The 12,510-nt window shown below is 64.7% G+C and carries 7 protein-coding genes; 6 read left to right on the forward strand and 1 reads right to left on the reverse strand.

Translation table 11 applies throughout. From position 1 onward, the window contains the following. Positions 1 to 50 precede the first annotated feature (50 nt). From H597_RS0116090 to H597_RS0116115, 6 genes are read left to right on the forward strand one after another with little or no spacing between them, the layout of a single operon-like run. A complete protein-coding gene (locus tag H597_RS0116090; protein WP_028103046.1) occupies positions 51 to 1,634 on the forward strand; it encodes a DUF2138 family protein in 1,584 nt (527 codons plus the stop codon). Further along, complete coding sequence (locus H597_RS0116095; RefSeq protein WP_083941133.1) at positions 1,613 to 2,293, forward strand: DUF1175 family protein; 681 nt, start codon at positions 1,613 to 1,615, stop codon at positions 2,291 to 2,293. Before H597_RS0116090 ends, H597_RS0116095 begins: the two co-directional genes overlap by 22 nt. Continuing rightward, complete coding sequence (locus tag H597_RS0116100) at positions 2,230 to 6,819, forward strand: alpha-2-macroglobulin family protein (RefSeq protein WP_307580022.1); 4,590 nt, start codon at positions 2,230 to 2,232, stop codon at positions 6,817 to 6,819. The genes H597_RS0116095 and H597_RS0116100 overlap by 64 nt, the downstream gene beginning before the upstream one ends. Further along, on the forward strand, positions 6,819 to 8,504 hold the full coding sequence (locus H597_RS0116105) for a DUF2300 domain-containing protein (RefSeq protein WP_028103049.1): 1,686 nt from the start codon (positions 6,819 to 6,821) through the stop codon (positions 8,502 to 8,504). The genes H597_RS0116100 and H597_RS0116105 overlap by 1 nt, the downstream gene beginning before the upstream one ends. Continuing rightward, the gene (locus H597_RS0116110; RefSeq protein WP_154668137.1) at positions 8,504 to 9,298 is read left to right on the forward strand and encodes a YfaP family protein; all 795 of its coding nucleotides are present in this window, start codon (positions 8,504 to 8,506) and stop codon (positions 9,296 to 9,298) included. Before H597_RS0116105 ends, H597_RS0116110 begins: the two co-directional genes overlap by 1 nt. A 4-nt stretch (positions 9,299 to 9,302) precedes the next feature. Next, positions 9,303 to 10,055, forward strand: a complete 753-nt coding sequence (locus H597_RS0116115) for a YfaP family protein (RefSeq protein WP_028103051.1) — start codon at positions 9,303 to 9,305, stop codon at positions 10,053 to 10,055. Here the strand turns inward: H597_RS0116115 and H597_RS31200 are convergent. Further along, complete coding sequence (locus H597_RS31200; RefSeq protein WP_229632190.1) at positions 10,052 to 12,058, reverse strand: TonB-dependent receptor family protein; 2,007 nt, start codon at positions 12,056 to 12,058, stop codon at positions 10,052 to 10,054. The two genes, H597_RS0116115 and H597_RS31200, sit on opposite strands and share 4 nt — an antisense overlap. Positions 12,059 to 12,510 lie beyond the last annotated feature (452 nt).

Here is a 12,510-nt window from a genome sequence, read left to right on the forward strand (position 1 = left end):
ATGGCAAAATTCCGCATCGTTGTAATTAAAATAACTTTGCGGAACCCGCCATGAACAAAAAGACATTGGCCAAGATCGCCGCGGCAGTTGTTGTTGTCGCCGGCGGCTTGGTCGCTTATCGGGCCTTTGGCTGGGGCGCGATGAATGGCCCTGTCAACAGCCTGAAGCTCGATCTGTCCAAGCCGGACGCCCTGGTCGTCACCAAAAGCCTTTCCAGCCTGCCGCGCGACCTGCTGACCGTGCCGCTGGCGCGTGATGTGCTGCGCGAAGACTTCCTGTTCTATTACGAGCAGACCGAAGACCGCCTGGGGCTGAAAGGCAGCTTGCGCCGCATCGCCTACGAGCATGAGCTGGGCTGGGGCGACCAATTGATCCGCATGGTGCTGGACGAACCGGCGGAAGTGGCCATGTGGCGCGACGCTGACGGTTCGCTGAAACACTATATGATCTCCGTTTCGCGCGGCAAGCTGGCGCGCGTGCTGGAAGAAGCCGGCAAGGTGGCGTTGAAGGATACGCAGCTGACCATTGCCGGCGAGCTGCGCGTGGACGGCGACAAGGTGCCGGTCTACGCCCTGAATTACGCCTACCAGCGCAACCTGCTGTTCGCAGCGCATGGCGAGCGCATGGTGATCCTGTCCACCCCCGGCATGCTGTACGGCGCCGACCGCAAGGTGAGCGACGAGAAGGCGGAAGCCACCGTCAGCAAGCTGCTGGCGGCGGACAAGACGAAGCAGGCGCTCTTCCACGAGCAATTCCACTTCGACAAAACCGCGCAGGATGGCCATAGCATCGCCATCAAGGCCGATTTCCTGTCGTTCGGCTACCAGCCCTTCTTCGCGGGACTGGAGGCGCTGCGCTTCGACTTCAGCAAGGGCGCCTGGCGCTCGCAGGCGCTGCTGGATGCGGCCAAGCTGCCCAAGGGCGGCTACGACAGCAGCGCCCTGTGGTCGGCACTGCCCTACAACCCAAGCACCTGCTTCACGCTGCCGGTGGACTGGACCAGCCTGCAGCCGGTGCTGGCCAGCATCGGCGGCAAGACCAGCCAGCCGGTGCTGCCGCTGGCCACCGAACTGAGTGGCCCGGTCGCCGCCTGCTGGTACGGTAATTCGCGCCTGCATACGCCGGTATTCGTCGCCAACCGCGCCGGCGGCAACGAGGCGCTGTTCGAAAGCCTGTTCCAGGCCGCGATCCGCGACGGCAAAGGCGCCCAGAAGCAGCAAGGCAAGAAGGGCGAGCTGCGCTGGAGCGGTACGGTATCCACATCCCAGGGCGACACCACGCCGACCCTGGCCATCAGCGGCAATACGGTGGTGTTCTCCGCCGACGGCAAGCTGGTCGACCAGGTGTTGGCGGTCAAGCGCAAGGAACTGCCGGCCGCTTCCGATCTGCTGCCGGACGCCAAACATACCGTCGGCCTGATCGCACCTGCCTCGCTGGCAAAGCTGATCGAGGAGGAGAGCTTCAATACCCTGCCAAGCCAGCGCGAACCCGTGCTGCGCGGCGCGGTCGACGAGCACCTGGTGCCGCGCCTGAAAGCGCTGAAGAAATATCCGCCTTACCGCATGGTGCTCAAGTCGCTGCCGGCCTCGGGCATTTCCTGGCAGCCGCTGGAATGGCAGGTCGCGGGCAAATGAAGCGGCGCGGCACACTGCGCCTGATGGCCGCCTGCGCCGCCGCTTTGGCGGCGCCGCGGGTGCTGGCGCTGACCGGATCGGCGGATGCGCAGGCGCGCCTGTCGCAAGCCCAGTCGCGCGCCTTTCAGGCGTGGATGCTGCGCATCATCAGCGCCCAGATCGAGCAGGGTCCGTCGCCGCGCTGGCAGCACCGCGATTGCGCGGGCCTGGTGCGCTTTGCCGTCAACGAAGCCTTGTCCGCGCATGACGCCAAATGGATGCGCGCCAACGGCATCGCCAGCGACCGCCGCCTGCCGCCCGAACTGGACCTGACGCCGCCCCAGGCGGCTCTGCGCAACCGCTGGGTGCAAGGCGATGGCAAGGTAGGCCATTTCGTCACGGCGCTGGCGCTGGTGCAGCACAACAGCCGCTTCGTGGCGCGTGAAATCAGCCAGGCGCTCCCGGGCGACCTGCTGTTCTACGACCAGGGCGACGAACAACATTTGATGGTGTGGATGGGGGCGCATATCGCCTACCACACGGGCACCGTCACCCCAACAGACAACGGTCTTCGTACCGTCGATATTCAACAACTAACGACATGGAAGGACACGCGGTGGCAACCAGCGGTCAACAATCCCAACTTCGCCGGCGTATTCCGGCTGTCATTTTTGTCCTGAGGCTGTGCCTGGCCGGCCTGCTGGCGCTGACCGCGCTGGCAGGGGCCGAGGCGCAGGAGGCTCCGTCCAGCGGCTATTCCCTGTTCAAGGGCGAGCCGTTCTTTCTGCTGTCCGATGCCAGTTACGGCAGCACGGACGAAGCGCGCGTGCGCCTGGAAGTGCCGGGCCGCGACTACGGCCGTTCCAAGCTGGAAGCCTATTCCGGCGCCGACGTCGTGGTCTACCGCGTGCCGCAGCCGCTTGAGTTCCTGAAGAAGCAGCGCAACCTGCACCGCATCCAGGTGGAAGGCAATTACCAGGGCGAAGGTCTGGCCAATGCGCTGAGCTTCCTGTGGGACAGCTGGTGGAAGCAATCGCGCCTGGTATGGCGCAGGATCTTCTCGTCCGACGCGCGCCAGGCGGTGACCTCGAACCAGCCCAAGCTGGCCACCAACGACGAAGCGATGAAGCGCGCGACCGTGTTCGCCAACCATCCGCAGTACAAGCCGATCAAGGGCTTCGAAATGGTGGACAGCTTCCGCTATCCGATCTGGCAGGCGAAATCCATCGAGCCGCCGAAGGATGTCAATATGGAGGGCTCCAGCAGCGAGTTTATTTCCAGCGGCAGCGGCAATGTGATGATCCCGGTCGGCAAGCGCAAGCCGGGCCTGTACCTGGTGGAAGCCATCATCGGCGAACACCGCGCCACCACGCTGGTATTCGTCTCCGACACCATGGCCGTGACCAAGGTGTCGTCCGGCCAGATGATGGTCTGGGCCGCGCGCCGCGCCGACAGCGCCGCGGTTGCCGACGCCAGCGTATTGTGGACCGACGGCACCGGTGTGCTCCAATCCGGCAAGACCGCCAAGGATGGCGTGGTGTCGATGGAGCGCAGCAGCCCTGAGCACACTTATGTGATCGGTGAAGACCGCAACGGCGGCGTATTCGTGTCGGAGAATTTCTACTACGACAGCGAAATCTATAACACCAAGATCTACGCGGTCACGGACCGTCCGCTGTACCGTCCTGGCGACGAGGTCAACGTCAAGTTCCTGGGCCGTGAATTCATGTCGGCGCGCCAGTCGCAGGCCGCCGCGGCAGCGCCGATCGGCCTGACCGTGTTCGATCCGAACGGCACCCCGCTGCTGACGCAAAGCTTGCAGCTGTCCGGTGAAACGGGCACGGAGACGCGCTTCCGCCTGCCGGAGCAGGCCACCGCCGGCGGCTATGAATTGCGCTTCAGCTACAGGGACGGCCTGTACGGCGCCGCCTTCCGCGTCGCGGAATACGTCAAGCCGCACTTCGAAATCAACCTGCAGCCGTCCAAGCCGGAATTCAAGACCGGCGAGAACGTCACCGGCACCATTTCGCTGCGCTACCCGGACGGCAAGCCGGTCAAGAACGCCAAGCTGTCGCTGTCGCTGCGCGGCCAGCAGAACACCATGGTGGAGGGGGAGCTGCGCTACAGCGGCCTGTTCCCGGTGCAGCTGAAGACCGAGGAAGCGGAGACCAACGGCAGCGGCGATTACGCCTTCACGCTGCCACCGGCCGCCGATCCGTCGCGCTATGTGCTGACCGTGATGGCGACCGACGGCGCGGCCTACCGCGTCAAGGCGACGCGCGAACTGATGATCGAGCGTTCGATCACCAGCTACCAGCTGAAAGCGGCGCGCTCCTTCTCCGAGCCGGGCCAGCAGGTGCACTTTGACCTGGTGGCGGATGGCCAGGGCGCGGCGCGTCCGGTACGCTGGGAAATGGTGCAGCTGGAAAAGCAGGAAAAGACCGACGGCAAATTCGATCCCGCCGCCAAGGGTTGGGACGTCAGCTTCAGCAAGCCCGGCTCCTACCAGCTGTCGCTGCGCGATGAGCGCGGCAACCTGCTGGCGGCGGCCAGCCACTGGGTCAGCGGCGAAGGCCTGCAGGCGGCGCCCGGCAGCATTGAAATCGTACTGGACCGCGCACGCTACCGTCCGGGCGAAGTCGCCGAAGCGCTGGTGACGTTCTCCGCCCCGGTCGATCAGGCCTTGCTGACCATGGAGCGCGACAAGGTGGAGCAGTATGGCCTGCTGAGCGGCGGCGCCGACTGGTTCCAGGCCAAGCGCGTGGCGAAGAACCAGTGGCGCGTGCGCATTCCTGTGAAGGAGGAGCACGGCCCGAACATGACCTTCTCGGTAGCCTATACCAGCGGCGGCGACTTCGTGTTCCAGAATGCCGGCTTGGTGGTGGTCGAGCCGCGCATCGCGCTGAGCTTCAAGACCGACAAGGAGGTCTACCAGCCGGGCGAGAAGGTGACCCTGGACGTGACCGCGCAGCTGGACGGCAAACCGCTGTCCACGCTGGTGACGCTGGGCGTGGTGGATGAAATGATCTATGTGCTGCAGCCGGAGATCGCGCCCGATATCGCGGACTTCTTCTACCATCCGCGCCGCAACAATGTGCGCACCACGGCCAGTCTGTCGTTCATCAGCTACGACATGGCGCAGGGCCGCCGCGAGAACGTGCCTGGACGCCACAACTACAATGAACGGGGCGTCAAAGTGCTGGAGCGCCCGCGCCGCGACAATATCGACACCGCCTTCTGGGCCCCGTCGCTGAAGACCGATGCGGACGGCAAGGCGCGCGTCACCTTCGTCATGCCCGACGCCCTGACGCGCTGGCGCATTACCGGCCGCGCTATGGATGCGCAGGGCCGCGTCGGCCAGCGCACCGGCTACCTGCGCTCGGACAAGGCGTTCTACGCCAAGTGGACTTCGCCGGACTGGCTGCGCACCGGCGATGCGCCGCGCGCGTCGGTCGCGGTGTTCAACCAGACCAGCGAGACGCAGACGCTGGAAGTGGCGCTGAGCGGTGGTCCGCAGCCGAAAGTGGAAAAACTGTCGGCCAAGCCGGGTGTGAACTATGTTGAATTCCCGGTTGCCGTGGGCTCTGGCCCGCTGCGCCTGGAAGTCAAGCAGAACGGCAAGCTGGTGGACGCGCTGGACACCAAGGTGCAGGAGCAGCCGGTGGCCTGGAGCAGCCCGCGCAGCATGAGCGTGGAACTGACCGGCGTCGATAACGCAATGAAGCTGCCGGCCGACGCGCGCAATATCCGCGTCTCCTTCGCCCAGGGCGCTGCCGGTCACTTCGCCCGTATTGCCGACGACCTGATCGACTACCCGTATGGCTGCGTGGAGCAGACAGCCAGCCGCCTGATTCCGCTGACCATGGCCGTGCAGAGCATGCCGCCGGAAGCCGGCAGCGTGCGCGAACGCCTGATGGCGATCATGCAGGCGCAGCGCCTGCGCCTGGTCTCCATGGCGGGACCGGACGCGATTTTCAGCTGGTGGGGCCCGGCGACGCAGGGCGACGCCCTGATGACGTCTTACGCCTATTACGCCGACTGGTACGCTTCGCGCGCCTTGCGCCTGGAGCTGCCGGCGGAGCACTGGAACAACCTGGTCAATGTCTACACGGAGCACAGCAAGGACAATGGTCCGCTGGAGCGCGCCATGAGCTTGTGGATGATGCGTGAAATGGGCCTGCCGACCAAGACCCTGGCGGAAAGCCTGGTATCGGACGCGGCTGCGCTGGACATCGGCAATGTGCCGCGCAAGCAGGGCGTGGCGAGCAGCGTGCTGCTGGCCGATGGCCAGGATAGCGTGACGCGCGCCATGGCGGTCGGCCTGGTATCGGTGGTCGCCGCGCAGAACGGCATCGCCTTGCCGGCGCCGCTGCAGCAGCAGCTGCCGCAGGCATGGGCGGCGCTGCGCGCTTCGCCGGCGCCGGTAGCACAGGCGCTGCTGATGCTGGCCGGCGAAGTGCCGGCCGCCCAGGCCGACGCCGTACTGTCGTCGGTGCGTGCCGACATGCCGACCATGGACCGCGCCCTGACCCTGGTGTGGGTGCAGAAGAAGCTGGGCGGTTCGCCGGCAGCCAAGACGCCGGTGGCCGCGCTGGAAGGCGCATGGCAGAAGGCGGACAGCCGCAGCGGCCAGGCCGTATGGCGCTGGACCGACGCCAAATCCCTGCCGGAGCAATTGAAGCTGGCGCAGGCAGCGCCGGCCGGCACCGTCGCCATCGTGCAGTACGACAGCCGCGCCGTCGAACAGCACGCGCTGGACGTGGGCATCGAACGCCGCATCCTGCGCATGAAAGCCGGTTCCAAGGGCTACACCATGGAGCTGGTCAAGCCGGGCGAAGCGCTGCGCACGGACGAGCTGTATATGGACGAAATCAAGCTCAAGGCCGGCAGCGCCACGCACCGTTTCGGCTTGCTGGAAGTAGCCCTGCCGCCGGGCGCCATGGTTGAATCGACCACCTGGGGCATGACCCTGGCCGGCGGCGAACAGCCGGTGCCGCTGGAGCGCGCGCGCCATGTCGAGCGCCGCGACGGCTACGCCGTGCCGATCGAGCCGCTGAGCGGCGACGTTGTGGTGCGCCACCTGCTGCGCTTCGGCCAGAAGGGGAGCTACACGCTGCCGCCATCGCGCTTCCACCGCATGTACCAGCCGGAGCAGAAAGCCTTTGAAGGCGGCGGCAAGACCATGCGCACGCTGAAAGTCGAGTAATGCTGCCACGCCTGCTGCCCGCCCTGTTGTTGGCCTGCGCCGCGCCCGTCGCGGCGGCGGCCTCGCTCGACCTGGCGTGGTGGCGGGATGGCAAAGTGCAGGCCTTGCAGCTGCAGCAGCGCAGCGCGTCGGGCACGCAGCCCATGACCGCCGCCAGCGAAATTCCGCTCGGCAGCCTGTGGAAGCTGTTCGTGTATGTCTACGCGGTGGATAGCAGGTTGCCCACGCCCGACTACAACTGCGGCGGGCATAAACAGGAGGAAGTGTATTGCTGCGACGCGGGCGGCAGCATCGGCCGCGACGCGGCGCTGGCGCAATCCTGCGGCCTGTTTTTCGCGCCGGAGCGCCTCGGCATCGCGCAAAAGCCGTGGCAGGACTACTGGACCCGCCGCCTTGGCAGTGCCCCGGCCGGCGAGTTCGCCTGGCTGGCCGATCCGGCGCGGCTCGAGCCGGGGCGCCAGGTGACGCTGGGTAGCCTGCTGCGGGCGCTGGCCAATATTCCGCCGGCCAGCCGCAGCGAAGCCGAGGCAGCCTTGCTGCGCGTGGTCCTGGACGGCCGGGGCGCCGGCAGCGTACGCTGGTTTGGCAGCCAGTTGCGGGTCAAGACGTATTCCTGGCACCAGGCCAAACGGCCGCAGGACCGGTTGGGCGGCGCAGCCGGTTGGCTGGCCGACGGCACCCCGGTCTGGTTCGGGGGGAACGATAGCAGTAGCGGCATCTTCCTGAAATGGGCGCCGCAGATCGCTGCGGCCTTGCCGCCGGTGCAGCCGGCCGAAGACAGCGGTTGCGTCGTAGTGGATTATTTCGCCCGCTATCCGGTGCGGGCTGTCAGCGCCGAACAAGGCCTTGCCCCGCCGGGGGCCTTGAACGGCCGCTACGTGGTGCAGTTCGAGAATGGCAAGAGCCTCCCGATTCGCAGCAACGGGGAACTGGTGCTGGCCAAGGGGCCGGACGGCAAGCCGCAGTTGCGTGGCCGCCTTGGCGTGAATGAATATGTGGCGCGCGTGATCGACCGCGAGGCCAGCGCCGCCGATACCGAGGCGGCGCGCGCCTTTGCGATCGCGGCGCGCAGCTACTTGCAGCAGAATGCGCGCCGCGCTGAATCCTGCCAGCACATCACCGATAGCAGCGCAACGCAGCGCGTCAGCCCCAATCCGGCCAGTGCCGCCGCGCTGGCCGTGGCGCGCTGGACCGACCAGCTGGTGCTGGACGGCGCGCCGGTGCGGTATCACAGCAGCAAGGCCGGTACCAATACACTGGCCTGGAGCGACGCCGTGGCGCAAGCGCGCGCCGGCAAGGGGTTCGACAGCATCCTGGCGGCAGCGTATCCCGGCACCACGCTGGCCACGGCAGGTAACAGCGGGACGGCCTGCACCCGGCTGGAAAAAAATGAACAATGGCTGGCATACGCACTGCCGCGCTGGGAACGCATGCTGCGCCGCGAGGACGGCTACGAAGCGCCGGCCCAGCGGCCCGCGGTATGCGCGCTGGCCAGCGGCGCGCCGTATTCGGAGCAATCGCGCAACCGCATCTTCATGCGGCCGCTCGCCACGCGTGAGGACCGCATCACGCTGGCCCACGAATACCTGCACATCGGCCTGCGCCGCCATCCGCGCGGCCAGGATGAAGACTATGTCGAGCGCCTGGCACGCCGGCTGAACGACCTCTCGCTGGAGGCAATGTAATGACGCATATCCAAGCCATCTCCGCGGCGCTGCTGGCGCTGGCCGCCGCGCCATCGCTGGCCGAGGACAAGACGCTGACCGGACCGGTGGGTGGCTGGAACCGCGCCGGCCTGACCGACAAATCCGGCGAGCTGGCGGTGAGCTATCCGTATTCGCTGATCGACCGCGGTGCGCAAAAGAACCGCACCATGATTCGCGGCCAGCTGGCCAAAGTGAGCAACAAGCGTCCCTTCCACCAGTTGATCGTGAACGGCAATCCCACGCCGCTGTACACCGGGGAAGAGGGCCGCTACGCGCGCGGCTATGCCTTCGGCTCCGGCTCCAACAGCGTCGAGGTCCGCTCGCCGGACGGCAAATCGCTCAAGCGCATGCAATTTTACGAGGCGGACAGCAGCCGTTCGCAGCCCCGCCTGCGCATTATCGGCGCATGGGACGACAACCAGGCCGAGATCGACCTGCACATCATCACGCCGGATGGACAGCATGCCTTTTTCGCCCATCCATTCCTCACCAATGGAGGCGGGCTGGATGCGGACAGCGTCGACGGGCCTGGCCCCGAGATGTTCACCATGGCCTCGCCCATGCACGGCACCTACCAGGTGTGGGTGAACTACTGGGGTAATTTCGGCAGCTCGGGCTACCACTTTGACGAAGCCACGCGCCAGCGCCCGATCATCACGACGCGCATCACCCTGGTCTTTAATGAAAACACGCCCAACGAAAAGCGGCAGGACTTCGTTGTCCCGCTGCGCAAGATCGGCGACCTGACCCTTGTTAAATCTTTTGTCTACTGAACACATGAAGAAACTCTGCCTTCCGCTGTTGCTGCTGCCCGCTTGCGCCATGGCCCAGGTGAGCATCGAATCGCCCAAGGGCGGCTGGCGCAATTCCGCCGGCAGCGAAGAGCAATACAGCCAGACGGTCAACTATCCGGCATCCGCCGTCAATATGCAGCAAGGGCAGGCCGAAACGGCGCAGATCCGCGGCAAGATCGCGGGCGCCAACAAGAACAAGCCGGGGCGTCTGATCGTCAACGGCGTGGCGATGCCGATCCAGTTGCAAGAAGACGGCCGCTTTGCGCGCCCCTACAGCTTTGGCACGGGTTCGAACAGCGTCGAAGTGCGCTCGCCGGACGGCAAGAGCCGGGCGCGCACGCAGTTCTACGACGGCTACACCGGCAAGACCAAATCGCGCCTGCGGGTTGTGCTGTCGTGGGATAGTCCCGGGACCGATGTGGACCTGCATGTGGTGACGCCCAATGGCGGACACTCCTGGTACGGCAATCGCATCCTGCCCGATGGCAGCGGACTCGATGTGGACGTAACGACCGGCTACGGACCGGAGATCTATTCCAGCCCGGCGCCGGCCAAGGGCAACTACCACGTCTATGTGAACTACTACGGTGGTAATTCGGAACAGCAGGTGATTACCGTTGCCACCGTCTCGATCATTACCAATGAAAATACGCCGAGCGAAAAGCAGCAGACCTTCCAGGTCCCGCTGCGCGCGGCGGGCGAATTGACCCTGGTGAAATCCTTCGTCTTCCCTTAAAACCGGTATTGGGCGCCGGCCCCGAGCGCCCAGTGACGGCCCGGAGCTCCCTCGTAAAAGCGCTTGTTCGCGTCGCCGACGATGACGGAGCCAATGTACTGTTTGTCGGCTAGGTTGTTCAGGCGCGCAAACTCGCTGATGCGCCATGCGCCGGCTTCCTGCGCCGCAGTCAGGCGCAGGTTCAGCAGACCATAGCCGGGCGCCGCCCGCTCTTGGTTGCTGTCTTCCGCATAAACCTTGCCGCTGGCAATCGCTTCCAGCGCCACACGCCAGCGGCCCGCTCGTTCCCGCCACGCCAGTTCGGCAAAGGCATTTGCACGCGGTACGCCTGGAAGACGGGCGCCGTTGTCGAAAGTGGCGCGCAGGGAAGTGAGGGCGACGCGACTGCTGAAGCCCGCACCCAGTGCGGCATCCAATGCAAGCTCCGCGCCTTTGCGCTGCGTGCGGCCGGCATTGCGATAGCTGGTACGGCCGCCGGAGGCCGCGTCGACAAGCAGTTCGCCGCTGGTACGGACTTCAAATACCGCCGCATCCACGCGAACATCATGTGCGAGGACCGATTTGAGGCCTGCCTCGACGTGCTTGCTGCGCGCCGGGCTCAGTCCGAAATTGAAGCCTCCCCCTCCTGGCGAGTAAAACAGCTCGTTCAATGTCGGTGCCTCGAAGCCTTCGGCCGCACTGGCGTAGAGGTTCAGCGTCGGCTTCAATCGGTAGAGAACTGCGGCCAGCGGCGTCGTTTTGCTATAGCGTAGCGCTCCGCTGTCATCGCCATTGCTGGTGAAACGGTCGTCGACGGCTACGCGCATATGACTATGGCGGAGGCCTGCGATGAATTGCCAGCGCTCGCCCCGCCACTCTACCTGGGCGTAAGGATCCACGCTGGAGACAATATCGTCTTCATCGCGCCGCAACCGGCCTTTGACGCCGAATGCAGGCCCGTTGAAATTTTCATATCCCTTGCGGTCGTCAACCGAGCGCGCGTATTCGATTCCGGCGGTCGCGGTCAGTTTGCCGCCATTGAGCGTTACTTCGCGCTGCCACCTTGCCTCCCCGCCATGGAAATCGCGGTCGAAATCAACAACCCCGCCGCTTTGGGTGGCCGGAGCCTGAAATGCGCGAGAGAACGCCTGGTACTGGATCACCTGACGGTTGCCGGCATAAGCCGAGAGCTGTAGCTTTGTGCCGGAGCCCAGTGCTTGCTCCCATATTGCTCCGGCTTGCTGGTGGTCGATGCTTTTGCGCGTGTCATAGCGTGCGGCGAGCGTGCGTTTGGGCGAGGCCGTATCGGTATTGTCGATCTCGCCGGCACGGGGATCGCGCGACCACGTTGTCCAGGTGGCGCCAAGCGGGTCTTGCGTATCTTTCTGACGCAGCCCGTTGGCGACCAGTGTGAATTTGCCGCCGCTGTCGAGGCGAATTGTCAGTTTGGCGTGCGCCTGCTCGCGGGTGGCCGCACTGTGATCGCGATAGCCGTCGGTATGGAAGCGAGATGAGTCGAGCGCGTAACCGAGGCCCGATGCCGTACCTTGAGCTGAGAAATCCACCTTATAGGTGCCGTCACTGCCGGAGCTGGCGCTGCTTTCCAGCGTGGGCCGGCCCAGGCCTTCACGCGTGAATAGCTGGATCACGCCGCCGGAATGGTTGCCATATATAGCGGAGAAAGGGCCGCGCAAGACTTCGATGCGGTCCGCCATATCGAGGTTGAACGTGGCTGCCTGGCCCTGGCCATCTGGCATGCTGGCCGGGATCCCGTCTGTAATCAGGCGTATGCCGCGTACACCGAAAGCCGAGCGTGCGCCGAAGCCGCGCGAAGAAATCTGCAAATCCTGGGCGTAGTTCTGGCGGTTCTGCGCCACCAAGCCCGGCACGGCGGCGAGCGACTCGGATGCATTGATACGCAGCTGTCCTTCGCGAATCCTTTCCGTATCCAGGACGTCGATGGCGGCGGGAACGTCGAAGCTGGCCCGTTCCGTGCGTGTCGCGCTGACTACGACGGTTGGCACATGGTCAGGTATTTGAAGAGAGGGCATGAGCGAAACTATACATCCCACCTTGCGGACGAGAGTTTCGTTTGCTATAGTTCTGTCCCTCGCAACGCAACGCTGTTAAAACAGTAAGCGAAGCGAGAAAGAAGAAGGGGTTGACGAGTTGCACGCTGTACCGCATAATCTCGCTTCTCTGCTGCTGACGAACACAACGCTTCGTCAAACAAACAAGGCAGCGATCTTTAAAAATCAACAGTCGATAAGTGTGGGCGTTTGACGATATGCCCGGACCTTCGGGTCCGATGCTCAAAATATACGTTATAACGCTCGCACAAAATATATTAAACGTAATCTCGTAAGAGATTCGTCAGTATTTTGAGTGAGTGACCTCCGGTAGCAATACCGGAAAAACAGAGATTGAACTGAAGAGTTTGATCCTGGCTCAGATTGAACGCTGGCGGCATGCTTTA

The organism is Pseudoduganella violaceinigra DSM 15887, from assembly GCF_000425385.1.
GTDB classification, from domain to species: Bacteria; Pseudomonadota; Gammaproteobacteria; order Burkholderiales; family Burkholderiaceae_D; genus Rugamonas; species Rugamonas violaceinigra.